At 61.6% G+C, this 24,164-nt stretch carries 24 protein-coding genes; 14 read left to right on the top strand and 10 right to left on the bottom strand.

Annotated features, from left to right (window positions below; all coding sequences use genetic code 11):
• Nucleotides 1-7 precede the first annotated feature (7 nt).
• The 5 genes from GQX66_RS21335 to GQX66_RS21355 are packed head-to-tail and all read left to right on the top strand — an operon-like array spanning nucleotide 8 to nucleotide 3,916.
• The gene (locus tag GQX66_RS21335; RefSeq protein WP_240871190.1) at nucleotides 8-748 is read left to right on the top strand and encodes an SURF1 family protein; all 741 of its coding nucleotides are present in this window, start codon (nucleotides 8-10) and stop codon (nucleotides 746-748) included.
• Entirely contained in the window at nucleotides 714-1,307 is a 594-nt protein-coding gene (locus GQX66_RS21340; RefSeq protein WP_007953988.1) for a hypothetical protein, read from the top strand. Before GQX66_RS21335 ends, GQX66_RS21340 begins: the two co-directional genes overlap by 35 nt.
• 10 nt (nucleotides 1,308-1,317) lie before the next feature.
• Nucleotides 1,318-2,397, top strand: a complete 1,080-nt coding sequence (locus GQX66_RS21345; RefSeq protein WP_127796509.1) for a COX15/CtaA family protein — start codon at nucleotides 1,318-1,320, stop codon at nucleotides 2,395-2,397.
• Nucleotides 2,385-3,284, top strand: coding sequence for a heme o synthase (cyoE, locus tag GQX66_RS21350; RefSeq protein ID WP_007953992.1), 900 nt, complete (start codon nucleotides 2,385-2,387; stop codon nucleotides 3,282-3,284). The genes GQX66_RS21345 and cyoE overlap by 13 nt, the downstream gene beginning before the upstream one ends.
• Nucleotides 3,281-3,916 carry an SCO family protein gene (locus tag GQX66_RS21355; RefSeq protein WP_240871194.1) on the top strand — a complete coding sequence of 212 codons (636 nt, stop codon included), beginning with the start codon at nucleotides 3,281-3,283 and terminating at the stop codon, nucleotides 3,914-3,916. The genes cyoE and GQX66_RS21355 overlap by 4 nt, the downstream gene beginning before the upstream one ends.
• A 294-nt stretch (nucleotides 3,917-4,210) precedes the next feature.
• Here the strand turns inward: GQX66_RS21355 and GQX66_RS21360 are convergent, their stop codons facing one another.
• The 3 genes from GQX66_RS21360 to GQX66_RS21370 all read right to left on the bottom strand — a co-directional run bounded on the left by GQX66_RS21360 (nucleotide 4,211) and on the right by GQX66_RS21370 (nucleotide 6,740).
• Nucleotides 4,211-4,984: a MetQ/NlpA family ABC transporter substrate-binding protein gene (locus GQX66_RS21360; protein WP_085647188.1), complete on the bottom strand. Its 774-nt coding sequence runs from the start codon at nucleotides 4,982-4,984 to the stop codon at nucleotides 4,211-4,213.
• A gap of 74 nt (nucleotides 4,985-5,058) precedes the next feature.
• Complete coding sequence (locus tag GQX66_RS21365; protein ID WP_011331789.1) at nucleotides 5,059-5,733, bottom strand: methionine ABC transporter permease; 675 nt, start codon at nucleotides 5,731-5,733, stop codon at nucleotides 5,059-5,061.
• Complete coding sequence (locus GQX66_RS21370) at nucleotides 5,733-6,740, bottom strand: methionine ABC transporter ATP-binding protein (RefSeq protein WP_007953999.1); 1,008 nt, start codon at nucleotides 6,738-6,740, stop codon at nucleotides 5,733-5,735. The genes GQX66_RS21365 and GQX66_RS21370 overlap by 1 nt, the downstream gene beginning before the upstream one ends.
• Before the next feature lie 260 nt (nucleotides 6,741-7,000).
• Here GQX66_RS21370 and katE point away from each other — a divergent pair, with 260 nt between their 5' ends.
• Nucleotides 7,001-9,142 (top strand): catalase HPII, encoded by a 2,142-nt coding sequence (katE, locus tag GQX66_RS21375; RefSeq protein WP_236190538.1) that lies wholly within the window; start codon nucleotides 7,001-7,003, stop codon nucleotides 9,140-9,142.
• A 92-nt stretch (nucleotides 9,143-9,234) separates the two neighbouring features.
• On the opposite strand, the gene GQX66_RS21380 is transcribed toward katE, so the two are convergent.
• The 4 genes from GQX66_RS21380 to zur are packed head-to-tail and all read right to left on the bottom strand — an operon-like array spanning nucleotide 9,235 to nucleotide 12,034.
• On the bottom strand, nucleotides 9,235-9,948 hold the full coding sequence (locus GQX66_RS21380; protein WP_240871203.1) for a PA5502 family lipoprotein: 714 nt from the start codon (nucleotides 9,946-9,948) through the stop codon (nucleotides 9,235-9,237).
• Between the two features lie 37 nt (nucleotides 9,949-9,985).
• Nucleotides 9,986-10,774 carry a zinc ABC transporter permease subunit ZnuB gene (gene znuB / locus GQX66_RS21385; protein ID WP_007954005.1) on the bottom strand — a complete coding sequence of 263 codons (789 nt, stop codon included), beginning with the start codon at nucleotides 10,772-10,774 and terminating at the stop codon, nucleotides 9,986-9,988.
• Complete coding sequence (gene znuC / locus GQX66_RS21390; protein WP_039764852.1) at nucleotides 10,767-11,552, bottom strand: zinc ABC transporter ATP-binding protein ZnuC; 786 nt, start codon at nucleotides 11,550-11,552, stop codon at nucleotides 10,767-10,769. Before znuC ends, znuB begins: the two co-directional genes overlap by 8 nt.
• Nucleotides 11,552-12,034, bottom strand: a complete 483-nt coding sequence (gene zur, locus GQX66_RS21395) for a zinc uptake transcriptional repressor Zur (protein ID WP_011331783.1) — start codon at nucleotides 12,032-12,034, stop codon at nucleotides 11,552-11,554. The genes znuC and zur overlap by 1 nt, the downstream gene beginning before the upstream one ends.
• A 66-nt stretch (nucleotides 12,035-12,100) precedes the next feature.
• Here zur and GQX66_RS21400 point away from each other — a divergent pair, with 66 nt between their 5' ends.
• Nucleotides 12,101-13,021 (top strand): zinc ABC transporter substrate-binding protein, encoded by a 921-nt coding sequence (locus tag GQX66_RS21400; protein WP_240871215.1) that lies wholly within the window; start codon nucleotides 12,101-12,103, stop codon nucleotides 13,019-13,021.
• A 41-nt stretch (nucleotides 13,022-13,062) separates the two neighbouring features.
• On the opposite strand, the gene GQX66_RS21405 is transcribed toward GQX66_RS21400, so the two are convergent.
• A complete protein-coding gene (locus GQX66_RS21405; RefSeq protein WP_085748044.1) occupies nucleotides 13,063-14,016 on the bottom strand; it encodes a homoserine kinase in 954 nt (317 codons plus the stop codon).
• Nucleotides 14,017-14,077: 61 nt separating this feature from the next.
• Nucleotides 14,078-14,374 (bottom strand): DUF2782 domain-containing protein, encoded by a 297-nt coding sequence (locus GQX66_RS21410; RefSeq protein WP_011331780.1) that lies wholly within the window; start codon nucleotides 14,372-14,374, stop codon nucleotides 14,078-14,080.
• Nucleotides 14,375-14,448: 74 nt separating this feature from the next.
• Here GQX66_RS21410 and polA point away from each other — a divergent pair, with 74 nt between their 5' ends.
• Nucleotides 14,449-17,256: a DNA polymerase I gene (gene polA / locus GQX66_RS21415; protein ID WP_240871222.1), complete on the top strand. Its 2,808-nt coding sequence runs from the start codon at nucleotides 14,449-14,451 to the stop codon at nucleotides 17,254-17,256.
• Between the two features lie 411 nt (nucleotides 17,257-17,667).
• Here the strand turns inward: polA and yihA are convergent, their stop codons facing one another.
• Nucleotides 17,668-18,312 (bottom strand): ribosome biogenesis GTP-binding protein YihA/YsxC, encoded by a 645-nt coding sequence (gene yihA, locus GQX66_RS21420; protein WP_102718519.1) that lies wholly within the window; start codon nucleotides 18,310-18,312, stop codon nucleotides 17,668-17,670.
• A gap of 191 nt (nucleotides 18,313-18,503) precedes the next feature.
• Here yihA and GQX66_RS21425 point away from each other — a divergent pair, with 191 nt between their 5' ends.
• The 6 genes from GQX66_RS21425 to GQX66_RS21450 all read left to right on the top strand — a co-directional run bounded on the left by GQX66_RS21425 (nucleotide 18,504) and on the right by GQX66_RS21450 (nucleotide 24,156).
• A complete protein-coding gene (locus GQX66_RS21425; protein ID WP_085690419.1) occupies nucleotides 18,504-18,809 on the top strand; it encodes a c-type cytochrome in 306 nt (101 codons plus the stop codon).
• A gap of 32 nt (nucleotides 18,810-18,841) precedes the next feature.
• Nucleotides 18,842-19,453 carry a c-type cytochrome gene (locus GQX66_RS21430; protein WP_039764863.1) on the top strand — a complete coding sequence of 204 codons (612 nt, stop codon included), beginning with the start codon at nucleotides 18,842-18,844 and terminating at the stop codon, nucleotides 19,451-19,453.
• Between the two features lie 200 nt (nucleotides 19,454-19,653).
• Nucleotides 19,654-20,295 carry a thiol:disulfide interchange protein DsbA/DsbL gene (locus GQX66_RS21435; RefSeq protein ID WP_102688236.1) on the top strand — a complete coding sequence of 214 codons (642 nt, stop codon included), beginning with the start codon at nucleotides 19,654-19,656 and terminating at the stop codon, nucleotides 20,293-20,295.
• Nucleotides 20,296-20,309: 14 nt separating this feature from the next.
• Nucleotides 20,310-21,188, top strand: a complete 879-nt coding sequence (locus GQX66_RS21440; protein WP_011331775.1) for an endonuclease/exonuclease/phosphatase family protein — start codon at nucleotides 20,310-20,312, stop codon at nucleotides 21,186-21,188.
• Nucleotides 21,185-23,275 carry a diguanylate cyclase gene (locus tag GQX66_RS21445; RefSeq protein ID WP_129973329.1) on the top strand — a complete coding sequence of 697 codons (2,091 nt, stop codon included), beginning with the start codon at nucleotides 21,185-21,187 and terminating at the stop codon, nucleotides 23,273-23,275. The genes GQX66_RS21440 and GQX66_RS21445 overlap by 4 nt, the downstream gene beginning before the upstream one ends.
• A gap of 101 nt (nucleotides 23,276-23,376) precedes the next feature.
• Nucleotides 23,377-24,156, top strand: a complete 780-nt coding sequence (locus GQX66_RS21450; RefSeq protein ID WP_115079834.1) for an N-acetylmuramoyl-L-alanine amidase — start codon at nucleotides 23,377-23,379, stop codon at nucleotides 24,154-24,156.
• Nucleotides 24,157-24,164 lie beyond the last annotated feature (8 nt).

Consider the following 24,164-nt stretch of genomic DNA (forward strand, 5'->3'; position numbering starts at 1 on the left):
CGCGACCATGAAGCGCTTCCGGCCGGGTGTGGTGCCGACACTGGTGGTCGGCCTGCTGCTGCCGTTGCTGATTTCGCTGGGCTTCTGGCAACTGGGCCGGGGCGCGGAGAAAACCGCCCTGCTCGCCAGCTACGCCGAACGCCGCGCCGCCGAACCGATGGCCAGCACCGAGTTGCTGCACAGCGCCGATCCGGCCTTTCGCCGGGTGCATCTGCACGGCCAGTTCGACGCCGCCCACAGCCTGTTGCTGGATAACCGTCAGCGCAACGGCAAGGTCGGCGTCGAATTGCTGCAACCGTTTCAGGATCAGCGCAGCGGCCAGTGGCTGCTGGTCAATCGCGGCTGGCTGCCGTGGCCGGATCGGCGCACGGCCCCGCAATTCAACACACCGACCGACGCCGTGAATGTCGATGCCTGGGTGTACGTCGCCCCCGGCGCCACCTTCCAGCTGCATGCCGATCCGGTCAGCAGCCGCTGGCCGCAAACCGTCACCGCCGTCGAACCCGCGAAATTGTGGAAAACCCTCGAACGCGACGGCTTCGCCTACGAATTACGCGCCGAACCCGGCCCCGCCAGCTATCAGGCCGACTGGCCGGTGGTCGCGATGGGCCCGGAAAAACACCTCGGTTACGCCGTGCAGTGGTTCGCCATGGCCACCGCCCTGTTCGGTCTCTACCTCTATCTCGGCTGGCACAACGCAAAGGAGAAACACCATGGGAGCGGCCATGAATCCACCCAGCATGTCTGAAGCAAAAGCCCCGGCCAGTCGCCGTCGCGGACGTATCCAGCTGCTGCTGATCGTGCTCGGCGTGGTCGGGCCGATGATCCTCGCCACCGGCATGTACAAGTTGCAGTTCTGGGTGCCGGAAGGTCGCAGCTACCACGGCGAACTGATCGGCAACGGCCAGACCCGCGCCGACCTCGGCATCCAGGCTGACGAAACGCGCTGGCAGATGCTGGTCACCGCACCGAAGGACTGCGCGGTGGACTGCCAGCAGCTGGTGTACCTGGCGCGGCAGATCCAGATCGGCCTGGGCCGCGAAGCCGGGCGCGCCAGCCACGCCCTGGCCGCCGCGCAACCACTGGGCGCCGACTACGAAGCCAAGCTGACCCGCGAATACCCGCAGCTGCAACGCTACCCGCTGGACGCAGCCACCTTCAGCAAGGCCACGGGCGACAAGGCCACACCGCAGCTGTGGATCATCGATCCCCACGGCAACCTCGTGCTGCGCTACGACCCGAGCGTCAAGGGCAAGGATCTGCTCAACGACCTGCGCCACCTGCTGAAACTGTCGAACATCGGATAAGGGCATCGTCATGGCCAAACCTGGATTTCGCCTCGCGCTGTTTGCCACCCTGCTGGCACTGATCGTGGTGCTGCTCGGCGCCTACACCCGCCTGACCCACGCCGGCCTCGGCTGTCCGGACTGGCCGGGCTGCTACGGGTTCATCAGCGTGCCGAAAAGCGAAGCCCAACTGGCCCATGCCGAACTGCATTACCCCGACTCGCCGGTGGAGGCGCATAAAGGCTGGAACGAGATGATCCACCGCTACTTCGCCGGCACCCTCGGCATGCTGATCTCGGTACTGGCCGGGCGCGCGTGGGTCAATCGTCGTCATCCCGGGCAACCGCTGAAACTGCCGCTGTTTCTGCTGGCGGTGGTGTTCGCCCAGGCGGCGTTCGGCATGTGGACGGTGACACTCAAGCTCTGGCCGCAAGTGGTGACCGGGCATTTGCTCGGTGGCTTCGCGACCTTGAGCCTGCTGTTTCTGCTGACCTTGCGACTGTCCGGCGTGCTGCCGGCGCTGACCGTGCCCAAGCGCCTGCAATATTGGGCCACTGCTGGATTGCTGCTGGTGATCGGCCAGATCGCACTGGGTGGCTGGGTCAGCTCCAACTATGCGGCGGTGGCCTGCATCGACTTCCCGACCTGCCACGGCCAATGGCTGCCGCCGGCGGATTTCGCCAACGGCTTTCACCTGACCCAACACATCGGCCCCAATTACCTCGGCGGGCAACTCGACAGCGATGCACGCACGGCGATTCACCTGACCCATCGCATTGGCGCGTTGCTGGTGACGGTCGTCCTGCTCGGTCTGGCCTGGCAACTGAAAGTGGTGGGCATGACCCGACTGGCCGGACTGGTGCTGATCGCCCTCGGCGCGCAGATCACCCTCGGCATCAGCAACGTGCTGTTTCATCTGCCGCTGCCGGTGGCCGTGGCGCATAACGCTGGCGGTGCGGCGCTGCTGCTGACGATGGTGCTGGTCAACTATCACGCGCGGACCAGCTTGGTTCGGGTCAAGCAACCGATGATCGCGCGCTGGCGCCTGAGCCCGCGCAAACACTCGGCGGCGCCCATCACTATTAAAGGAGAGACGCCATGGCGATTCTGATCGGCGAACGTCCGGCGCAGGCGCTGTGGCGTGATTACCTGGAGCTGACCAAACCGAAGGTCGTGGTGCTGATGCTCATCACCTCGCTGGTGGGCATGTTCCTCGCGACCCGCGCCGGAGTGCCGTGGACGGTGCTGGTGTTCGGCAACCTCGGGATCGCGCTGTGTGCCGGTGGCGCGGCGGCGGTCAATCATGTGGTGGACCGACGCATCGATGCGGTCATGGCCCGCACCCATAAAAGGCCGCTGGCCGAGGGCCGGGTTTCGCCCACAGGCGCACTGACCTTTGCGCTGGTGCTGGCGCTGCTCGGCCAGGCCTTGCTGCTGACTTTCACCAATCCGCTGACCGCCTGGCTGACCCTGGCCTCGCTACTCGGCTACGCGGTGATCTACACCGGTTTTCTCAAACGCGCGACGCCACAGAACATCGTCATCGGCGGCCTTGCCGGCGCCGCACCGCCGCTGCTCGGCTGGACCGCCGCGACCGGCCACGTCAGCGCCGAACCGTTGCTGCTGGTGCTGATCATCTTCGCCTGGACCCCGCCGCACTTCTGGGCGCTCGCCATCCACCGCAAGGAGGAGTACGCCAAGGCCGACATTCCGATGCTGCCGGTCACCCACGGCGAGCACTACACCAAGGTGCACATTCTGCTGTACACCTTCGCCCTGCTGGCGGTCAGCCTGTTGCCGTACGTGATCCACATGAGCGGCCTGCTGTACCTGATCTGCGCGCTCGGTCTGGGCGCCAGGTTTCTGCAATGGGCCGTGGTGCTGTACCGTGGCACTCGACCGCACGCGGCGATCAACACCTTCAAGTACTCTATCTGGTACTTGTTTCTGCTGTTCATCGCCCTGCTCGTAGACCACTACTTACTGTTGAACCTATGACTCGAACCCAGAAAACCGTCTTCATCCTCGTCGCCGTGATCGCGCTGATCCTCGGCCTGACCGTCAACAAAGTGCTGAGCGGCAAGGGCCAGGGCGACCCGACCGCACTGATCGACGCCGGCATCATCCTGCTGCCGCAGAGCCGTAACCTGCCGGACGTGACGATGACCAATCAGGACGGCCAACCGGTCACGGTCAACGAGCTCAAGGGCAAGTGGAGCCTGCTGTTCTTCGGCTACACCTTCTGCCCGGACATCTGCCCGACCACCCTCGCCAAGTTGCGCCAGATCAAGAGCGAACTGCCGAAGGATGCGGTGGATAAATTGCAGATCGTGCTGGTCAGCGTCGACCCGAACCGCGACAACCCCGCGCAGTTGAAGCAGTACCTGGGTTACTTCGATCCACAGTTCATCGGCCTCACGCCGAAGTCGATCGAAGAACTGCAGAAGGTGGCGAACGCGGTGAGCATTCCGTTCATTCCGGCGGATACCAGCAAGCCGAACTACACGGTGGATCACAGTGGGAACCTGGCGGTGATCGGGCCTGATGGTACGCAGCGCGGGTTTATTCGGGCGCCGCTGAACAACGCCAAGCTGGTTGCGCAGTTGCCGGTGATGTTGAACCGCAAGTAAGAAGATCAAAAGCTAGCCCTCACCCTAACCCTCCCGAAACGTCGGACCGCCCGGAGGGAGAGGGGACTGAATGGGGAATATTGGCGAGCTACACCGAATTGAACGTACTGCTTCGAATCCATAATCGCCAAGATCTTTCAGGTCGATGCAGGACGCAGGACACCTCGGTCGGCCCCCTCTCCCTTCGGGAGAGGGCTGGGGTGAGGGACGAATACACAGTGGGTCCAAAGCTGAACACCCGGCCACAAAAAAGGGGACGCCACTGGCGTCCCCTTTTTCGTTGCGGCGTCCGAATCAGAACGCCGGCAACACCGCGCCTTTGTACTTCTCGGTAATGAATTTCTTCACTTCCGGGCTGTGCAGGGCGGCGGCCAGTTTCTTCATGGCGTCGCTGTCCTTGTTGTCCGCGCGGGACACGAGGATGTTCACGTAAGGCGAGTCGCTGCCTTCGATGACCAGCGCGTCCTTGGACGGATCGAGCTTGGCTTCCAGCGCGTAGTTGGTGTTGATCAGCGCCAGGTCGACCTGGGTCAGCACGCGCGGGATGGTCGCGGCTTCCAGTTCACGGATCTTCAGGTCTTTCGGGTTCTGGGCGATGTCCTTGACGGTCGACAGGATGTTGGTCGGATCCTTCAGGGTGATCACGCCGGCCTTGGCCAGCAGCAACAGCGCACGGCCGCCGTTGGTGGCGTCGTTCGGGATCACCACGTTGGCGCCGCTTGGCAGCTCTTCGATTTTCTTGAATTTGCTGGAGTAGGCGCCCAGGGGTTCCAGGTGCACGCCGGTCACGGACACCAGGCTGGTGCCCTTGGCCTTGTTGAACTCATCGAGGTACGGCTGGTGCTGGAAGAAGTTGGCGTCCAGACGCTTCTCGGCCACCTGGACGTTCGGCTGAACGTAGTCGGTGAAGACCTTGACCTTCAGATCCACACCTTCTTTGGCCAGCGCAGGCTTCACGAATTCGAGGATTTCCGCGTGCGGCACCGGGGTGGCAGCAACGGTCAGGGTTTCGTCGGCGTGGGCCGAGAACGCTGCAACGGCAGCCAGGGCAACGATCAGTTTTTTCATTCAGCTAACTCCTTTTTACGGCGCCCGTCTGGCGCCTGCCAGCGAATGGCCGGCTCATGTCATTACAAAACCGGTTATTTGCGCGAGAAGTGCACGACCAGTCGGTCGCCTACCATTTGCAGCACTTGCACCAGAATCAGCAGCAACACCACGGTGACGATCATCACGTCGGTCTGGAACCGCTGATAGCCGAAACGGATCGCCAGGTCACCCAGGCCACCGGCGCCGACCACACCGGCCATCGCCGTGTAGGAAACCAGTGTAATCGCCGTCACCGTAATCGCTGCGAAGATGCCCGGACGGGCCTCCGGCAGCAAGGCGTTCATGATGATCTGGCGAGTGGTCGCGCCCATCGACTGGGTCGCTTCGATGATGCCGCGATCGACTTCACGCAGGGCGGTTTCCACCAGCCGCGCGAAGAACGGCGTCGCGCCCACTACCAGCGGCGGAATCGCACCGGCCACGCCCAGCGAGGTGCCGGTGATCAGCACGGTGAACGGGATCATCACGATCAACAGAATGATGAACGGCAGCGAACGCAGGATGTTCACCACCAGCGACAGCAAGGCGTACACGCCTTTGGCTTCGAGCAACTGGCGTGGGCTGCACAGGAACAGCAGCACGCCCAGCGGCAGGCCGAGCAGCACGGTGAACAGCAGCGAACCGCCGAGCATCATCAGGGTGTCGCCGGTGGCGAGCCAGATTTCGTACCAGTCGATATTGGTGAAGAAACTCATCAGGTCTTCCATTAGCGCAACACCTCCATGTGAACGTCAGCGGCGGTGAAGCGGGCGAAGGCTGCTTCCATGTCGCCACCGGTGACGGCGAGGGTCAATTGCCCGTAAGGAATGTCTTTGATGCGGTCGATACGACCGGCCAGGATGCTGTAGTCCACACCGGTTTCCCGGGCGACGGTACCGAGCAACGGCGCGTAGGTCGCTTCGCCCTGGAAGGTCAGACGCACGATGCGGCCCGGCACGTGAGCAAAGTCATCGCGCTGCTCGCTTTCGTCGATCTGCTCGCTTTCCTGAACAAAGCGCTTGGTGGTCGGGTGTTTCGGATGCAGGAACACATCGGCCACCGAACCTTGCTCGACGATCACGCCGGCATCCATCACGCCGACCTGATCGCACACGCGGCGGATCACATCCATCTCGTGGGTGATCAGGACGATGGTCAGTTTCAGCTCGCGGTTGATCTCGGCCAGCAGTTGCAGGACCGACGCCGTGGTCTGCGGGTCGAGGGCGCTGGTGGCTTCGTCGCACAGCAGGATCTTCGGCTTGGTCGCCAGGGCGCGGGCGATGCCGACGCGCTGCTTCTGACCGCCGGACAGCTGCGCCGGGTACTTTTTGGCGTGATCGGACAGACCGACCCGCGCCAGCAACTCGGCCACACGCTGGTCGATCTCGGCGCGGGACAGTTCACCGGCCAGGGTCAGTGGCAGCGCGACGTTGTCGGCCACGGTCTTGGATGCCAGCAGGTTGAAGTGCTGGAAGATCATCCCGACCTGCTGACGGAAACGGCGCAGGCCGTTGGCGTCCAGCGCGGTGACTTCTTCGCCGTCGACGATGATCTTGCCGCCACTGGATTGCTCCAGGCGATTGATCAGACGCAGCAGGGTACTTTTTCCCGCGCCGGAATGGCCAATCAGGCCGAACACCTGACCGTTCTCGATGGAGAAGCTGGTCGGGTGCAGCGCGGTGATGTCCTTACCGGCGACGCGGTAAGTCTTATGGACGTTTTGAAACTCGATCACGTAGCGAACCTTGTGGGGCGCGTTGGAAAAGGATCAGCGGTTAGCCGGGCGCGCATTTTAGCCTGTCCGTATAGAGGTTCTTAGCATTTATTTCGCGAATAACCTTCGATTTGGCAATAACAGGATCAAAGGTCATAAAAAAGGAACGCCCGAAACCCTCGTCAGTCACTACTTAAGCGACTTGAAAACCCTGGGTGCCGTGCCTGGGAAACACTCAAGCGTTCCGGAGCAATCCCGGGACAAACAGGAGTTCATGACTGATGAGTACCAAGAAACCTGCCAATGACAAAAGCCAACTGGCCGGCACCGATACCCCGGATCGCGCCAACACCAATGCCAAACTCGACAGCCTGGAGAAGTTTCGCTCCGACGCTACCGGTCAGGCCCTGCGCACCAACCAGGGCGTGAAAATTGCTGATAATCAGAACACCCTCAAGGCCGGAGCTCGCGGGCCGTCGCTTTTGGAAGACTTCATCATGCGTGAAAAGATCACGCACTTTGACCATGAACGGATTCCCGAGCGCATCGTCCACGCCCGCGGCACCGGCGCCCATGGTTTCTTTCAGAGCTACGAGAACCATTCGACGCTGACCAAGGCTGGCTTCCTGCAGGATCCGGGGAAGAAAACCCCAGTGTTCGTGCGTTTTTCCACGGTGCAGGGGCCGCGTGGTTCCGGCGACACCGTGCGTGACGTGCGTGGTTTTGCCGTGAAATTCTTCACCGACGAAGGCAACTTCGATCTGGTCGGTAACAACATGCCGGTGTTCTTCATTCAGGACGCGATCAAGTTTCCCGACTTCGTCCACGCGGTGAAACCCGAACCGCATAACGAGATCCCTACCGGCGGCTCGGCTCACGACACGTTCTGGGATTTTGTGTCGCTGGTACCGGAATCGGCGCACATGGTGATCTGGGCCATGTCCGACCGGGCCATCCCGAAAAGCCTGCGCAGCATGCAGGGCTTCGGCGTGCACACCTTCCGGCTGATCAATGCCGAGGGCAAATCGCGCTTCGTCAAATTCCACTGGCGCCCTACTGCCGGCACTTGTTCGCTGGTATGGGACGAGGCGCAAAAACTCGCGGGTAAAGACACCGACTACCATCGGCGCGATCTGTGGGAAGCCATCGAGATGGGCGATTACCCGGAGTGGGAACTCGGTGTACAGATCATCGAGGAGGAAAACGAGCACGACTTCGACTTCGACATCCTCGACCCGACCAAACTGATTCCCGAGGAAATCGTTCCGATTACGCCGCTGGGCAAGATGACCCTCAATCGCAACCCGGACAATTTCTTCGCCGAGACCGAGCAGGTCGCGTTCTGCCCCGGCCATATCGTGCCGGGGATCGACTTCTCCAATGACCCGCTGCTGCAAGGTCGGCTGTTTTCCTACACCGACACGCAGATCAGCCGACTCGGTGGGCCGAACTTTCATGAGCTGCCGATCAATCGCCCGGTCGCGCCGTTCCACAACGGCCAGCGCGATGCCCAGCACCGCACGGTGATCGACAAGGGCCGCGCGTCTTACGAACCGAACTCCATCGATGGCGGCTGGCCGAAAGAAACCCCGCCGGCCGCGCAGGACGGCGGTTTCGAGAGTTATCCGGAGCGTATCGACGCCAACAAGATCCGTCAGCGCAGCGAGTCGTTCAGCGACCACTTCTCCCAGGCGCGGCTGTTCTTCAACAGCATGAGCCCGCACGAGAAAGAGCACATCATCGCCGCCTACAGTTTCGAACTCGGCAAGGTTGAGCGTGAGTTCATCCGGGCGCGGCAAGTGAACGAGATTCTCGCCAACATCGATCTGGAGCTGGCCAAACGCGTGGCGGCCAACCTGGGTCTGCCAGCGCCAGGCAAAGGCACCGTCGACGTACCGAAAACATCACTGGATCACTCGCCATCGCTGAGTCAGGCCAACTTGTTGCCGGAAAACATCAAGACGCGGAAAGTCGCGATCCTTGCGGCCAACGGCGTCGATGGCGCAGCGATTGATGCGATGAAGAAGGCGCTGGCGGCAGAAGGTGCGCACGCCAAACTGCTCGGCCCGACCTCGGCGCCGGTGAAAACCGCCGATGGCAAAAGCCTGGCGGTGGATGCGTCGATGGAAGGTTTGCCTTCGGTGGCGTTCGATGCGGTGTTTGTGCCGGGTGGCGCGGCGTCGGTCAAGGCGTTGAGCGGTGACGGCGTGGCGTTGCATTACCTGCTGGAGGCGTACAAACACCTGAAGGCGATTGCGCTGCATGGCGAGGCCAAGCAGTTGCTGGACGTGCTGAAGCTGGAGGCGGATGCGGGATTACTGGAGGGCAAAGATGTGTCGGCGCTAACCAAGCCGTTTTTTGCCGCAATCGGGCAGCATCGGGTTTGGGATAGGGAAGCCAAGGCCAAGGCGATTCCGGCCTGATAGTTTTGTAATGCCTGAAATAGTCATCGCGAGCAAGCTCGCTCCCACAGGAATCATGTTGTACCTGTGGGAGCGAGCCTGCTCGCGATTTCTTATGGCTTGCGAGGACTCAAGACTACTTGAGCAGGAACGCTGCGCAGGATCTGCTTTTTGATCTGCAGATCGAACTCCGGATCGAGCTTCTTCACGCGCTTGGTGATCAACGTCGCCAGCCAAGGGTAATCATTGGTGCGCGGGGCCTGAATGCTCACCGCACAGTCGTAATTCACCACATCGGCGGCGATCGCATCCAGTTGGCGGCGAAGTTTGCGGCTATCGGTGATATTCAGCGCAACCGTGGTGCTCTCGGCGGTGGGATCGATCACCTTGGCTTTCGGCTTGGCTTCGGCGGCTTGCAGCGCTGCTTCGGCTTTCTCCAGCTCGGCCTTGCGCGCTTCGGTGATGGCACCGTTGACGCCACCGGTCAGTGCCGGGGCCTTGGGCATCAGCACGCGGGCACGGGCCAGCGCGGTCGCGGCCGCATTCACATCGCCCTTCTGCAGGACGATCTGGCTGCGACGCAGATAGGCTTCGGCCAACTGGCGCTGGTATTGCTCAAGGGATTGATCGTTGGGTGTTTCGGCTTGCAAGGCTGCCAGTTGGTCTTCGGCAGTGGCCAGTTCGCTGCTGGCCAGGCTTTGCTCCAGCTGTGCGATGGCCGTGGCCCGCGCATCGGGGACTTCGGCCACCGGCGGCGTGCTTTGGCAGGCGCCCAGCAGCACTGAAAAGGCCACAAGGAGCAGATAACGGGAGGCGAACGGCTTCATTCCTGCGACTCTCTATTTGCGCAAAAAACGAGCAAGTCTACACCCCTCGACGGGGCAGAACAAAACTCAGCAGAAACAGTGCGGCCGCCGTCACAACGATTGACGGGCCAGCCGGGGTGTCCTTGAACCAGGACAGCGCCAGCCCGCCACACACGGCGAGCATGCCCAGCACGCTCGCGCCCAGTGCCATCTGCTCCGGCGAACGGGCGTGACGTTGTGCCGCAGCCGCCGGGATGATCAACAGCGAAGTAATCAGCAATACACCGACTATTTTCATCGCTACGGCGATCACCACTGCGATCAGCAGCATCAGCGCCATGCGCAAACCGGCCACCGGCAGGCCTTCGACTTTGGCCAGCTCTTCGTGCACGGTGATCGCCAGCAGCGGCCGCCACAGCGTCACCAGCAACACCAGCACCGCCGCGCTGCCGCCGAGGATCCACGCCAGATCGGTCGGGCTGATCGCCAGCAGGTCGCCGAACAGATAGGCCATCAGGTCGATCCGCACTTCATGCATGAAGCTTAGTACCACCAGCCCGAGGGAGAGCGTGCTCGGTGCGAGAATTCCCAAAAGCGTGTCGGACGCCAGCGGCTGGCGCTGTTGCAAAGTCACCAGCAACACCGCCAGCAGCAGGCAGCCGACGGTGACCGCGACAGTCGGGCTGACATCCAGCAGAAAGCCCAGCGCCACGCCGAGCAGAGCGGCGTGGGACAGGGTGTCGCCGAAATAGGCCATGCGCCGCCAGACCACGAACGAGCCGAGCGGCCCCGCGACCACCGCCAGCGCCAGACCTGCAAGCAGGGCGTAGAACAGAAAATCAGCCATGCTTGCAGCTATCTCCGTGAACGTGAGGTTGGCCTGTCAAAGGCCCCTTGACCACCGAACCGTGCAGGTCGTGGGCGTGGTCATGATGGTGGTGATAGATCGCCAGGCTCGGCGCATTGTTGCCGAACAGCTCGACGAAGGCCGGATCGCCACTGACCTGCTCGGGATGCCCGGAGCAGCAGACGTGACGGTTGAGGCACACCACCTGGTCCGTGGTGCTCATCACCAGATGCAGATCGTGGGACACCATCAGCACGCCGCAGCCATGACGGTCGCGCAGACGGGTGATCAGGCTATACAGCTCGGCTTGCCCGGCGACATCGACGCCTTGCACCGGCTCGTCGAGCACCAGCAGTTCCGGCTCGCGCAACAGCGCCCGGGCCAGCAGCACGCGCTGCATTTCACCGCCGGAAACGCTTTGCACCGGGCTGTCGATGACGTGCTCGGCACCGACTTCCTTGAGTGCCGCCAGCGCACGCGGGCGATCGACGCCCGGCACCAGACGCAGGAAGCGCAGCACCGACAACGGCAAGGTCGGATCGACGTGAAGTTTTTGCGGCATGTAACCGACGCGCAGTTTCGGCTTGCGCCAGACGCTGCCGCTGTCGGGTTTCAGCAGCCCGAGCACGGCGCGCACCAGCGTGGTCTTGCCGGCGCCGTTGGGGCCGATCAGGGTGACGATCTGCCCCGGTTCGACGCTCAGGTGAATGTTGTCCAGCACGTTCTGCCCGGCAAACCGGACAGCCACCTGCTCCAGACGGATCAGCGCATCGCTCATCAAGCCCCCCGGCAACCGGAGCAGAGGCCGACCACTTCGACGGTCTGGGCCTCGACGATGAAGCCGACATCCTTGGCGCTGTGGACGATGGCGTCGCTGATGGTTTTTTGCTCAAGTTCGATGGCGGCGTGGCATTCACGGCAGATCAGAAACTGGCCCTGGTGCGAATGTTTCGGGTGAACGCAGCCGACGAAGGCGTTGAGCGAGGAGATGCGGTGCACCAGACCGTTTTCCAGCAGGAAATCCAGCGCCCGGTACACGGTCGGCGGCGCGGCGCGGCGGCCGTCCTGCTCGCTGAGCACCGCCAGAATGTCGTAGGCACCCAGCGGCTTGTGGCTCTGCCAGACCAGTTCCAGCACCCGCCGGCGCAGCGCGGTCAGGCGCAGGCCTTTCTGTGCACACAGGGCATCGGCCTCGGACAGCGCGCTGTGAACGCAGTGCGAGTGGTCGTGGGGACGGCTGGCAATCGGTGTAATAGGCATGAGTGGCGACGAGTTTGGTTAGAGACGTTATTATGTTACCCGTTCTCGCCTCATTGAGTGGTCATCGTGTCCCGACTTTTTTCTGTTTTTGTCGTATTCATCACCGGTTTTCTGCTGATCGGTCCGGCTCAGGCCGAGGTCAGAGTCCTCACCAGCATCAAGCCCCTGCAACTGATTGCCGCCGCGGTGCAGGACGGCGTGGCGATTCCGGAAGTGCTGCTGCCACCGGGCGCTTCGCCGCATAGCTACGCCTTGCGCCCATCCGATGTACGCAAGGTGCAATCGGTGGACCTGCTATACTGGATCGGCCCGGACATGGAAGGTTTCCTGCCTCGCGTGCTGAACGGTCGTACGTTGCCGAGCGTCGCGGTACAGGACCTGCCGGGCATGAAACTGCGCCGCTTCGCCGCAGACAGTCATTCCCATGCCGAAGAAGCCGACGAACACGACCACGATCATCGTCCGGGCAGCCTCGATGCGCATCTGTGGCTATCGCCGGTGAACGCGCGAGTTATTGCCGACAAAATGGCCGCTGACCTGAGCGCTGCAGACCCGGCCAATGCCGAGCGCTATCAGAGCAACGCCAAAGCGTTCGACGAGCGTCTGGATGCACTGGATCAGCGCTTGAAGAAACGTCTGGCCGGTATTGAAGGCAAACCCTACTTCGTCTTCCACGAAGCCTTCGACTACTTCGAAGACGCCTACGGCCTGAAACACACCGGTGTGTTCAGCGTCGCGGCGGAAGTGCAGCCGGGCGCCCAGCATGTGGCGGCAATGCGCACGCGTTTGCAGGAAGTCGGCAAGACCTGCGTGTTCAGTGAGCCGCCGCTGCGTCCACGTCTGGCCGAAACCCTGGTGGCTGGCCTGCCGGTGAAACTGGCGGAACTGGATGCGTTGGGCGGGTACACACCAGCGACGGCTCAGGGTTATGAGCAAGTGCTGGAGAAGCTGGGGAATGATCTGGCGGGTTGTCTCGAATCGCTCTGATACAAAAAAACCGCAGCCTGCACAGGCTGCGGTTTTTTCTTTTACAGGGCGAAAGGTAGCGGCGTACTGACCGTCTGACGCTGTGCCAGACGCTGCTCGAACTCTTTCGGATCGTGGATCAGCACGTCCTGCCCGGCGAACGATTCCGCCGCGATCAGGCGCGACAGCCAGAACCGCACGCATGCCACTCGCAGCATGGTCGGCCACAACTCGGCCTCGGCCGCCGTGAACGGTCGCAGTGCCGCGTAGGCACCCAGGAACGCACGCGCACGCGGGCCGTCGATCAGGCCGTCATCGTCCGAACACCAGTCGTTCAGGGCAATCGCCACGTCATAAAGCATCGGACCAGAGCAGGCGTTGTAGAAGTCGATCAGCCCGGTCAGATGCGTGCCTTCGAACATCGCGTTGTCGCGGAACAGGTCGGCGTGGATGTTCGCCCGTGGCAGCGCGAGAATTTTCTCTTTCTGTCGGGTGATTTCGTCCAGCGCGGTTTGCAGCAGCGCACGAGGTTCATCGCTCAGGTGCGAAAGAAACTGCGTGCCCTCTTCCAGCATCCAGTCCAGGCCACGATCGGTCTTGCGCTTGATCATGTTGTCGCCCTGGGTCGCCAGGTGCAGGTGCGCCTGCAACTCACCGACCTGCGCACAATGCTGGGCGTTGGCCTGCTTGATGTGCTTGCCGGCCAGACGCGGTTGCAGCAGCGCCGGTTTGCCTTTCAGCTCGCGCAGGGCCACGCCGTCGGTGGTGCGCAGTGCGTAGGGCACGGGCAGATCGGCTTCGTGCAGGACATCGAGCAGGTCGATGAAAAACGGCATTTCCTGCACCGGGCCGCGCTCGACCAGGGTCAGGACGAACTCGCCCTTTTCCATGCTGATGAAGAAGTTGGTGTTTTCACTGCCGGCGGCGATCCCCTGGAAATCGAGCAGACGGCCGAGCCCGTACGGGGCGAGAAAGGTTTCCAGCTCGGGCCGAGCCAGGGGGGTGAACACAGACATGGTTAAAAACTGCTCAGTTCTGGCGCCGCCATCAAACGGCGCCGATTAAAAGTCAGGAAACTTACTTCCAGGTAAAGATTTCCCACGACGGAATCAGCATATCCGGCTGGTCGGACCGGATGTAGTTCGCGTCCGTACCATCGGCGCGCACCAGGAAATAGGGTTTACCGCCCTTCGGTGTGACCTTGATCGCGTAGACGAATCCACTGCGGCTGTATTCCTGAATGACCTTGTCGCCTTCCGTGTGCGTGCTGATGGTAACTTCCGGCTCCGACGATGGCGCATCATCCGCCGCGATCGCGGCCAGCGGTGAGACAGCAATCAGACTGACCAGCAGCAAGCGATTTAACGTACGCATGATAACCTTGTCCCTTTGTCGTCAACGGTCCCGCTATTCTAGCGCCGGGCCCGCCGAAAAGGTTGATTCTGCTCATGAGCCAAGCCCCCCTCGTCCTGGTGGACGGTTCGTCTTACCTGTACCGCGCCTTTCACGCGCTGCCACCGCTGACCACCTCCAAAGGCCTGCCGACCGGTGCGGTCAAAGGCGTGCTGAACATGCTCAAGAGCCTGCGCAAGCAGTATCCGGACAGCCCGTTCGCTGTGGTGTTCGACGCCAAGGGTGGGACATTTCGAGATGAAATGTACGCCGAATACAAGGCCAACCGCCCAAGCATGCCCGACGACATGCGCGTACAGATCGAGCCGCTGCACCAGAGCGTGATCGCCCTCGGTTTCCCGCTGCTGTGCGTCGAAGGCGTCGAGGCCGATGACGTGATCGGCACCCTGGCCCGCAGCAGCGCGGCCGCCGATCGTCCGGTGATCATCTCTACCGGCGACAAGGACATGGCGCAACTGGTCGACGGCCACATTACCTTGGTCAACACTATGTCCGGTAGTTCGATGGACGTGGAGGGCGTGAAGGAGAAATTCGGCGTCGCTCCGGAGCAGATCATCGATTATCTGGCCCTGATGGGCGATTCTTCCGACAACATCCCCGGCGTTCCCGGCATCGGTCCGAAGACCGCTTCCGGCCTGCTGGTAGGCGTCAACGGCGGCCTGACCGAGCTGTATGCGCAGCTCGACATCGTGCCGACCCTGCCGATCCGTGGCGCCAAGACCCTGCCGGCCAAGCTCGAAGAGCACAAGGAGATGGCGTTCCTCTCCTATCAACTGGCGACCATCAAGGTCGACGTGCCGCTGGATATCGGCCTCGACGACCTGCAAATGGGTCCGGAAGATCCGGCCAAACTTTACGAGTTGTATACCCTGCTGGAATTCAAGAGTTGGCTGAATGACCTGGATCGCGATGCCAAGCGCCAGGAACTGAGCGCGGCCGCCGAGCCTGCGCCGGCCGGTGATCTATTCAGCGCGCCTGCCGAAGAGGAAGCGCCCGCCGCTCCGGCTGAAGCCGCGTACGAAACCATCCTCGATCAGGCGCGATTCGACGTCTGGCTGGAAAAGCTGAAAAGCGCCAAGCTGTTCGCCTTCGACACCGAAACCACCGGGATCGACGCCCAGCAGGCACAACTGGTCGGTCTGTCCTTCGCGGTACAGGCCAACGAAGCGGCCTACATCCCGCTGACCCACTCCTACATCGGCGTACCGGAGCAGCTGGATCGCGACACCGTGCTGCGCGCGCTCAAGCCGATCCTCGAAGACCCGAACAAGCTCAAGATCGGCCAGCACGCCAAGTTCGACATGAACATCCTGGCCAATTGCGCCATCGGCGGTGATCAGAATGAAGGCATTACCGTACGCGGGATTGCCTTCGACACGATGCTTGAGTCCTACGTACTCAACTCCACCGCCACCCGTCACGACATGGACAGCCTAGCGCAGAAGTACCTGGATCACACCACCGTGAGCTTCCAGGACATCGCCGGCAAAGGCGCCAAGCAGCTGACCTTCGACCAGATCGCCCTGGAACAGGCCGGGCCTTACGCCGCCGAAGATGCCGACGTGACCCTGCGCCTGCACCAGACGCTGTTCGAAAAACTCAGCGCCATACCGAGCCTGGCAAGCGTGCTGACCGATATCGAGATCCCGCTGGTGCCGGTGCTCGCTCGCATCGAGCGCCAGGGCGCGTTCGTCGACGCTGAACTGCTTGGCATCCAGAGCATCGAGCTGGGCAACAAGATGGTCGCGCTGGAGCGCGAAGCGTTCGAGATCGCCGGTGAAGAGTTCAACCTCGGCTCGCCGAAGCAACTGGGCGTGATCCTCTACGAGAAACTCGGCCTCCCGGTGCTGAAGAAGACCGCCAAGGGCCAGCCGTCCACCGCCGAAGAAGTGCTGGCGAAACTGGCCGAAGACGATCACCGCTTGCCAAAAGTGCTGATGGAACACCGCTCCATGAGCAAGCTGAAAAGCACCTACACCGATCGCCTGCCGGAGCAGATCAACCCGCGTACAGGGCGTATCCACACTTCATACCATCAAGCCGTTGCGTCGACCGGTCGCCTGTCGTCGAGCGATCCGAACCTGCAGAACATTCCTGTGCGTACTGCTGAAGGCCGACGCATCCGTCAGGCGTTCGTTGCGCCGAAAGGCTACAAACTGCTGGCGGCGGACTATTCGCAGATCGAACTGCGGATCATGGCCCACCTGTCCCGCGACGAAGGCCTGATGAATGCCTTCCGCAACAATCTGGACGTACACACCGCCACGGCGGCCGAAGTGTTCAAGGTCGAGCTGAACGAAGTGACGTCCGACCAGCGCCGTGGCGCCAAGGCGATCAACTTCGGCCTGATCTATGGCATGGGCGCGCAGAAGCTCGGCAAGGACATCGGCGTCGACACCAAGACCGCCAAGGCCTACATCGACACCTACTTCGCGCGTTACCCGGGCGTGCGCGAGTACATGGATCGCACCCGCGCCCAGGCTGCGGATCAAGGTTTTGTGGAAACAATTTTCGGTCGTCGCCTGTATCTGCCGGACATCAACTCCAACAAGCCGCAGGAACGCGCGGCCGCCGAACGTACGGCAATCAATGCGCCGATGCAGGGCACCGCGGCGGACATCATCAAGAAAGCCATGGTGGCAGTGGATAACTGGCTGAGCGCTTCCGGGCTGGACGCCAAAGTCATCCTGCAGGTGCACGACGAACTGGTGCTGGAGGTTCGCGAGGATCTGGTCGATCGGGTTCGCGAAGAAATTCGTGTGCACATGAGCGAAGCGGCAAAACTGGACGTGCCGTTGCTGGTGGAAGTGGGGATTGGCAACAACTGGGACGAGGCGCACTGAGGCCTCTGGAACGGGACTTTGCCGCGACCGAGCGTCGCGGCAAAGGCATTGAAAAGCGCTTAGGCCTGATCGTTCTTGAGCTTATTCCAAAGTTTTTTGAAAAGAATCTGAACTAATCTTGCGCCAAGGCACTCAGAGATACTGAATGGCTGGTGAAGCCCTTCGATGCTCCTATGTTGTGTTAAGTGTTGGCAGATATCTGAACCCCGCCCTAGCGGTTCGGAACTTAAACCCCGGAACTTCTCCCTCCCCATATGAAGTCCGGGGCTTTTTTTTGCCTCAAAACTGCCTGTGGCGCCGTCATACTGCGTTAAAAGCACTGCTAAAAATGCTCATTTAGGTCCCCTAAACTCCGCTTTTTAGCAGTGCTTTTGCCTTGCCTGACAGCACCACAGACAGTTTTGAAATCCCTTACTCTGCCGCCGCTTCCACGCCTTTATCTGCCAGTTCCATCCAGCCTGCCAACACAGTGTAGGCCTCTTCCAGACCCATGCGTTTCGGGGCGGAGAACAGCTGGATCGTCACTTGATCGCCCCACCCCTTACGGATTTCCGACTGCACCTTGAGCAGCGTGTTCTTGGCTGCGCCGTAGGTCAGTTTGTCGGCCTTGGTCAGCAGGATGTGCATCGGCATGCCGGCCGCAACGGCCCAGTCGAGCATCAGCAGGTCGAAGTCGGTCATTGGATGACGGATGTCCATCATCAGAATCAAACCCTTCAAACTCTCGCGGCCACCGAGGTAAGCCTCCAGGTGACGCTGCCAGTGTTGCTTCAGCGGGATCGGTACTTTTGCATAACCGTAGCCCGGGAGGTCGACCAGACGCCGTTCATCGTCTAGCTTGAAGAAGTTCAACAGCTGTGTGCGACCCGGGGTTTTCGAGGTGCGCGCCAGGCTGGCGTGAGTCAAAGTGTTCAGTGCGCTGGATTTACCGGCGTTGGAACGACCGGCGAACGCCACTTCGAAGCCTTCGTCGTCGGGGCACTGATCGACTTTGGCGGCACTGAGCATGAACGTGGACTGTTGGCACAGGCCGAGGATGGGATTCTTGAGTTGCATGGGATTTCCGATGTGGGCGGCGCCGGGATTAGGCGCGGAACGCGGTGTCGCTTCCGTTTCAGTGACGCCAGTATATAATGCCGCAGATTTTGTGTGTGCTTTGTCCCAGCGAAGGATGAAGTTCACGAGAGCGACAGACCTTGATTGCGCATTAGAACGCAGAACGCTCTCAACCCTGAAAAGGTCGTTTTATGACGAAATGGCTGCTGGCTGCCGGAGTCTTGATGCCGCTTTACAGCGCACAGGCTACACAGGATCCGGAAGCCGTGTACAACCGTGTTTGTGGAGCCTGTCATTCCGGCCAACTACCCATGGCGCCCAAAAGAGGCGATCAGGAAGCTTGGACGCCGAGGTTGGCGAAAGGTATGGAGACGCTGGTGCAACACGTGACCCAGGGTTTCAAGGCGATGCCGCCGCGTGGTTTGTGCATGGACTGCAGTGCCGAGGATTACCAGGCCCTCATCCTCTGGATGAGCGAGAGTAAGCCCGGTCCATAACTCTTAACCCTTAGCCGTAGTTGGATTAGCTGATGAACAAACTGATCGTGAGTCTGCTGTTGACCGTGGGAATCTCAGGCTTCGCCCATGCTGCCGGTGATGCAGCCGCAGGCCAGGCCAAAGCCGCCGTATGCGGCGCCTGCCATGGCCCGGATGGCAACAGCATGGCGCCAAACTTTCCAAAACTGGCCGGACAGGGTGAACGCTACCTGACCAAGCAACTGCACGACATCAAGTCGGGCAAGCGCACCGTTCTGGAAATGACCGGCCTGCTGACCAACCTGAGCGATCAGGACCTGGCCGATATCGCCGCCTACTTCGCCAGCCAGAAAGGCAGCGTCGGCGCCGCCGATCCGAAGATCGTCGCTCGCGGTGAAGCCCTGTTCCGTGGCGGCAACCTCGAGAAAGGCCTGCCAGCCTGCACCGGTTGCCACTCGCCGAACGGCGCCGGCAACGCAGCCGCCGGCTTCCCGCACCTGGGTGGCCAACACGCTCAGTACATCGCCAAGCAGCTGACCGATTTCCGCAAGGAAGAAGCCGGCCGCAACAACGACGGCGACGCGATGACCATGCGCACCATCGCCCGCAAGCTGAGCGACGAAGACATCGCGGCAGTCTCCAGCTACATTCAGGGCCTGCACTAAGACGCGCGATTCAAGCGTCGCGTGCGATGGCCAACGCCTGCCACGTTAACGCTCGATTAATCCGTTGCAGCAAGTATAAAAAGGGTGGCTTTGGCCGCCCTTTTTTGTGGCCGCTGCCGTTACACTACAGAACTCATGCCCGCCAGGATCTGTCTGAAAACAGGTCGCGCGAGGCGACCAAAATTGTCCAGGAGTAAAGCATGCGTAATCTGATCATCAGCGCCGCCCTCGTCGCTGCCAGCCTGTTCGGCGTGACCGCCCAGGCCGCCGAAGCCCCTGCTGCCCCTTATGTCGAACTGAGCAACCCGGTGCCGGTCGCCGTGCCTGGCAAGATCGAAGTGGTCGAGCTGTTCTGGTATGGCTGCCCGCATTGCTACGCGTTCGAGCCGGTGATCAATCCGTGGGTTGAAAAACTGCCGTCCGACGTCAACTTCGTACGCATTCCTGCGATGTTCGGTGGCCCGTGGGACGCTCACGGCCAGATGTTCCTGACCCTGGAAGCCATGGGCGTCGAGCACAACGTGCACGCTGCCGTATTCAACGCCATCCAGAAAGAACACAAGAAGCTGACCGACAAGAACGACATGGCCGACTTCCTCGCCACTCAAGGCGTGGACAAGGACAAGTTCCTGGCGACCTTCGACTCGTTCGCGATCAAAGGGCAGATCGTGAAAGCCCGCGAACTGGCCAAGAAATATGAAATCACCGGCGTTCCAACCATGATCGTCAACGGTAAGTACCGCTTCGATATCGGCTCCGCCGGCGGCGCCGAACAGGCACTGAAACTGGCTGATCAACTGGTGGCCAAAGAGCGAGCGGCCAACAAGGCAGCCGCCAACTAAGCGCGGCAATCGCCATGCGCCGCTGGGGAACCGAACGCGTCGTTGGCCTGCATGAACCGCAGGTCAACGAGCATCACCTGGAATCGACGGGCCTGCCCGCAGACAGCCGTCTGCGCTTGCTCAGCTTCAATATTCAGGTCGGCATCAGCACCGAGCGCTATCGGCACTACCTGACCCGCAGCTGGCAGCATCTGCTGCCGCACCCCGGGCGTTCGAGCAATCTGCAAAAGATCGGCAATCTGCTTGGCGACTTCGATCTGGTCGCTCTGCAGGAAGCCGATGGCGGCAGCCTGCGTTCAGGCTACGTCAATCAGGTCGAACACCTGGCCCAGCTCGGCGCCTTCCCCTACTGGTATCAACAACTCAATCGCAACCTTGGCCGACTGGCCCAGCACAGCAATGGCGTGCTCAGTCGCCTGCGGCCGTGGGCGATCGAAGACCATCCGCTGCCGGGTCCGAAGGGACGCGGTGCGATTCTGGTGCGCTTCGGCGAAGGCCCGGAAGCGCTGGTGGTGGTGATGATGCACCTGGCGCTCGGCGCCCGGGTGCGCAGCATGCAACTGGCCTACATCCGCGAACTGATCGGCGGCTACAAGCATCAGGTGCTGATGGGCGACATGAACACCCACGCCAGCGATCTGCTACAACACTCGCCGTTGCGCGACCTCGGCCTGCTGGCCCCGCAACTCGAAGCGACATTCCCCAGCTGGCGCCCGCAGCGCTGCCTGGACCATATTCTGCTCAGCCCGACCCTGACCCTGGAAAAGGTCGAAGTGCTGGCACAACCGATTTCCGATCACCTGCCGGTCGCGGTAGAGATTCGTCTGCCGGGTTCGCTCACGGCCGATGCATTGCCCGCGTTGAGCACTGCCCTTCGCGGAACCCCTGAATGAGCGACGAAGCCCAGCGCTGGAAAGAGAAATACCTCAAAAGCATCGAACAACAGGAAAAGCTTGAACGTCGATGGGACGCCCGGCTCGACCTGCTGCGCCGTGGTCTGGTGCGCAGCACCCTGGCGGCGGAGGGCACCGACCGCGTGGTCGATCAATGCATGAAAGAGATGCGCGACGTGGTGCGCACCGATGACATGGACGCCGGCCTCGCCGCCCTGCTCCCTCGCCTGGAAAAAGCCGTGCTCGATTCCGAGCAGCGCCGGGAAACCCGGATCGAACAGGTCAGCACCGCACTGACTGCGCTGGTTACTCAGTTGCAATCTCTCCCGCTGCCCCGAGATGTGGCCCAGCCGCTGAAGAAATTCGCCAAGCAGCTGGACGGCCGGGTAAGTCAGGCAAGGGAAATGCCGCTGTTGCTCAGCGAGCTCAGCGGCTTGCAAGGCAAGGCCTTGAGCCAGCTGGAGACGCCGGCGGAACCGGGACGACCGGGGTTGTTGCAGCGTCTGTTCGGCAGCCGCGACAACGAGGAAGCGCCTGTTCCAGTGATGCAGCCCGCGGCGGTCGTACTACCGGCACAAACAGAACAACCGCCCGTCACGCATGAAACCGCGCCCTTGCAGGAAGCGCCTGTCACCACCGCCGAACCGGTCGCCCCTGCGCCCGTCAGCCAAGCACCGGTCGCCGCCCCCGTGGCCGAACCCGCGAAAACTCCAGCGCCAACCCCCGAATATCATGCGGAGCCGGAGGTGGTGGCCTTCGAGCCGGCCAGAATCCTCACCGAATCCCCCTCCGCCCCCAGCGAACCAGAACCCGCCGAGCCTGAACCGGAGCCGCAGGCCTTTACGCCTCCTCCGGTTTTCGCGCCGGCAGTGCCAACAGCCATCAACCCGGACGAACTGATCCACCCCGGCGATACCCCGCCGCCCGTGATCCTCGACAGCCTGCCCATCCCCGAGCCCATCGCCCAGGCATTGGCCGCAATCGATCCGGAGCAATCCGAGCACGATATCCTTTACGCCCTGCCGGACTCGCCGGAACCGTCCTACAGTTCGGTCGCCAAACACATCGAAGACACGCTGATCGGGTTGCTGGACGACCTGACCTTGCCGGAGCGCCACCGCCCGCAAGCAGAGGCGATGCGCGACCGGCTGAAGAATGGGCTGAACTGGTACGAACTGTTGCCGATCCTCGACGATCTGGCGACTTTGATGCTGGCGATTACCGACAGCGGCCAGCACGAATTCGAAGCTTATTTGCAGCAACTCAACGAGCGGCTCGAAGCGTTTCAGAGCAATCTGCAGGCCGCCAGCGAAGGCCACGCCGACAACAGTTCTGCAGCGCGGGCGATGGACACGCAGATCCGCGAGCAGGTCGACGGCTTGCAGAACAGCGTGCAGGAAGCGGCCGATCTGGACGATTTGAAGCAGGTGCTGGAAAACCACCTCGAAGGCCTGCTCGGCACGATGGATCAGCATCAGAAACAGCGTGACGCCCGGGAGCAGGAAGTGGCTGTGCGCCTGAAAAGCCTGGCCGAGCGCGTCGCGCACATGGAGCAGGAAGCGCTGGGCTATCGCGAACACCTTGAAGAGCAGCGCCAGAAAGCCCTGATCGATCCGCTCACCGGCTTGCCCAACCGCGCCGCCTGGACCGAACGGCTCGAACATGAGATTGCCCAATGGCAGCAGCACGGCAACACTTTGAGCCTCGCCATGCTCGACCTCGATCACTTCAAACGGATCAACGACAACTACGGCCACCTGGCGGGCGACAAGGTGTTGAAGATCATCGCCACGGTGCTGCGCAAGCGTATGCGTGGCAACGATTTCATTGCCCGGTTTGGCGGAGAGGAATTTGTATTACTGCTGCCGGCAACACCGCCCGCCGTCGGTGCCAAGTTTTTGGAAACCCTGCGTGCGGCCATCGAAGCCTGCCCATTTCACTTCAAGGGTGAGCGCGTCACGATCACCGTTTCCATGGGTCTGACGACGTTCCGGGCGGGTGAGCACAGCGATCTGGTACTCAAAAGAGCCGATCAGGCGCTTTATCGGGCGAAAAACGCAGGGCGAAACCGGGTGGAGCTGGGCTGAGGCAATTGTTCCATATTGTTTAAATCAGCCATTCAAGCGTCGTAGCCCAAGGCGATACGTTACACTGTTGCATTATCGTCTTGCGTGTACCGCCCTCTGCCATGAAATTTTTTACCCTGCTCGCGTCGCTGATCCTCCTGGCCGGTTGTGCCAGCGGCCCGCGTTTTGACACTAGCCATCCTTCGGTCAATCACGACAGTCGCGTACAGTTTGTGATCGTGCACTACACCTCCGCATCGCTGGAACGCTCGCTGCAATTGCTGACCCACGGCGAGGTCAGCAGCCATTACCTGATCGGCGACGACAAAAACGCCACCATCTACAAACTGATGGACGAAAACCTGCGTGCCTGGCACGCCGGCGAAAGCGAATGGCAAGGTCGTACCTGGCTCAACTCCAGCTCGATCGGCATCGAGATCGTCAATCCGGGCTTCAAGGACACACCGACCGGTCGCCTCTGGTATCCCTACAGCGAAGCCCAGGTGCAGTCGCTGATCGTTCTGCTCAAGGACATCAGCAAACGCCAGGGCATCAGCCCGCGCCACATCATCGGCCATAGCGACATCGCCCCGCTGCGCAAGCTCGACCCGGGGCCGCTGTTCCCCTGGAAGCGCCTGGCAGCCGAAGGGCTGGGGCTCTGGCCCAACGAACAAGCCGTGGCACGCCAACAGGCGCAGTTCGACGCCGAACTGCCGAGCATCACCTGGTTCCAGAGCCAACTGGCTCGCCTGGGCTACTCGACGCCACAGACCGGCGAGCTGGATGTGGCGACCCGGCATGTGCTCGCGGCCTTCCAGATGCACTACCGCCCTACACGCTTTGACGGCACGCCGGATGCGCAAACAGCAGCGTTGCTGCTGGTGCTTAATCAGACAAAATAATGACGCCC

The organism is Pseudomonas sp. B707 (assembly GCF_022496685.1).
In the GTDB taxonomy this organism is placed as follows: domain Bacteria; phylum Pseudomonadota; class Gammaproteobacteria; order Pseudomonadales; family Pseudomonadaceae; genus Aquipseudomonas; species Aquipseudomonas paraglycinae.

Excerpts from the sequence above, each read along its gene's own strand:
- znuC (WP_039764852.1), bottom strand. The coding sequence starts at position 11,552 with ATGAGCGATGCGCTGATCCGTCTGGAGCAGGTGGCTGTCCGGTTTGCC.
- katE (WP_236190538.1), top strand. The coding sequence starts at position 7,001 with ATGAGTACCAAGAAACCTGCCAATGACAAAAGCCAACTGGCCGGCACC.
- GQX66_RS21405 (WP_085748044.1), bottom strand. The coding sequence starts at position 14,016 with ATGTCTGTGTTCACCCCCCTGGCTCGGCCCGAGCTGGAAACCTTTCTC.
- GQX66_RS21345 (WP_127796509.1), top strand. The coding sequence starts at position 1,318 with ATGGCCAAACCTGGATTTCGCCTCGCGCTGTTTGCCACCCTGCTGGCA.
- yihA (WP_102718519.1), bottom strand. The coding sequence starts at position 18,312 with ATGCAACTCAAGAATCCCATCCTCGGCCTGTGCCAACAGTCCACGTTC.
- GQX66_RS21445 (WP_129973329.1), top strand. The coding sequence starts at position 21,185 with ATGAGCGACGAAGCCCAGCGCTGGAAAGAGAAATACCTCAAAAGCATC.
- polA (WP_240871222.1), top strand. The coding sequence starts at position 14,449 with ATGAGCCAAGCCCCCCTCGTCCTGGTGGACGGTTCGTCTTACCTGTAC.
- GQX66_RS21435 (WP_102688236.1), top strand. The coding sequence starts at position 19,654 with ATGCGTAATCTGATCATCAGCGCCGCCCTCGTCGCTGCCAGCCTGTTC.
- cyoE (WP_007953992.1), top strand. The coding sequence starts at position 2,385 with ATGGCGATTCTGATCGGCGAACGTCCGGCGCAGGCGCTGTGGCGTGAT.
- GQX66_RS21355 (WP_240871194.1), top strand. The coding sequence starts at position 3,281 with ATGACTCGAACCCAGAAAACCGTCTTCATCCTCGTCGCCGTGATCGCG.
- GQX66_RS21410 (WP_011331780.1), bottom strand. The coding sequence starts at position 14,374 with ATGCGTACGTTAAATCGCTTGCTGCTGGTCAGTCTGATTGCTGTCTCA.
- GQX66_RS21425 (WP_085690419.1), top strand. The coding sequence starts at position 18,504 with ATGACGAAATGGCTGCTGGCTGCCGGAGTCTTGATGCCGCTTTACAGC.
- GQX66_RS21360 (WP_085647188.1), bottom strand. The coding sequence starts at position 4,984 with ATGAAAAAACTGATCGTTGCCCTGGCTGCCGTTGCAGCGTTCTCGGCC.
- GQX66_RS21440 (WP_011331775.1), top strand. The coding sequence starts at position 20,310 with ATGCGCCGCTGGGGAACCGAACGCGTCGTTGGCCTGCATGAACCGCAG.
- GQX66_RS21365 (WP_011331789.1), bottom strand. The coding sequence starts at position 5,733 with ATGGAAGACCTGATGAGTTTCTTCACCAATATCGACTGGTACGAAATC.
- GQX66_RS21430 (WP_039764863.1), top strand. The coding sequence starts at position 18,842 with ATGAACAAACTGATCGTGAGTCTGCTGTTGACCGTGGGAATCTCAGGC.
- GQX66_RS21380 (WP_240871203.1), bottom strand. The coding sequence starts at position 9,948 with ATGAAGCCGTTCGCCTCCCGTTATCTGCTCCTTGTGGCCTTTTCAGTG.
- GQX66_RS21450 (WP_115079834.1), top strand. The coding sequence starts at position 23,377 with ATGAAATTTTTTACCCTGCTCGCGTCGCTGATCCTCCTGGCCGGTTGT.
- znuB (WP_007954005.1), bottom strand. The coding sequence starts at position 10,774 with ATGGCTGATTTTCTGTTCTACGCCCTGCTTGCAGGTCTGGCGCTGGCG.
- GQX66_RS21340 (WP_007953988.1), top strand. The coding sequence starts at position 714 with ATGGGAGCGGCCATGAATCCACCCAGCATGTCTGAAGCAAAAGCCCCG.
- zur (WP_011331783.1), bottom strand. The coding sequence starts at position 12,034 with ATGCCTATTACACCGATTGCCAGCCGTCCCCACGACCACTCGCACTGC.
- GQX66_RS21335 (WP_240871190.1), top strand. The coding sequence starts at position 8 with ATGAAGCGCTTCCGGCCGGGTGTGGTGCCGACACTGGTGGTCGGCCTG.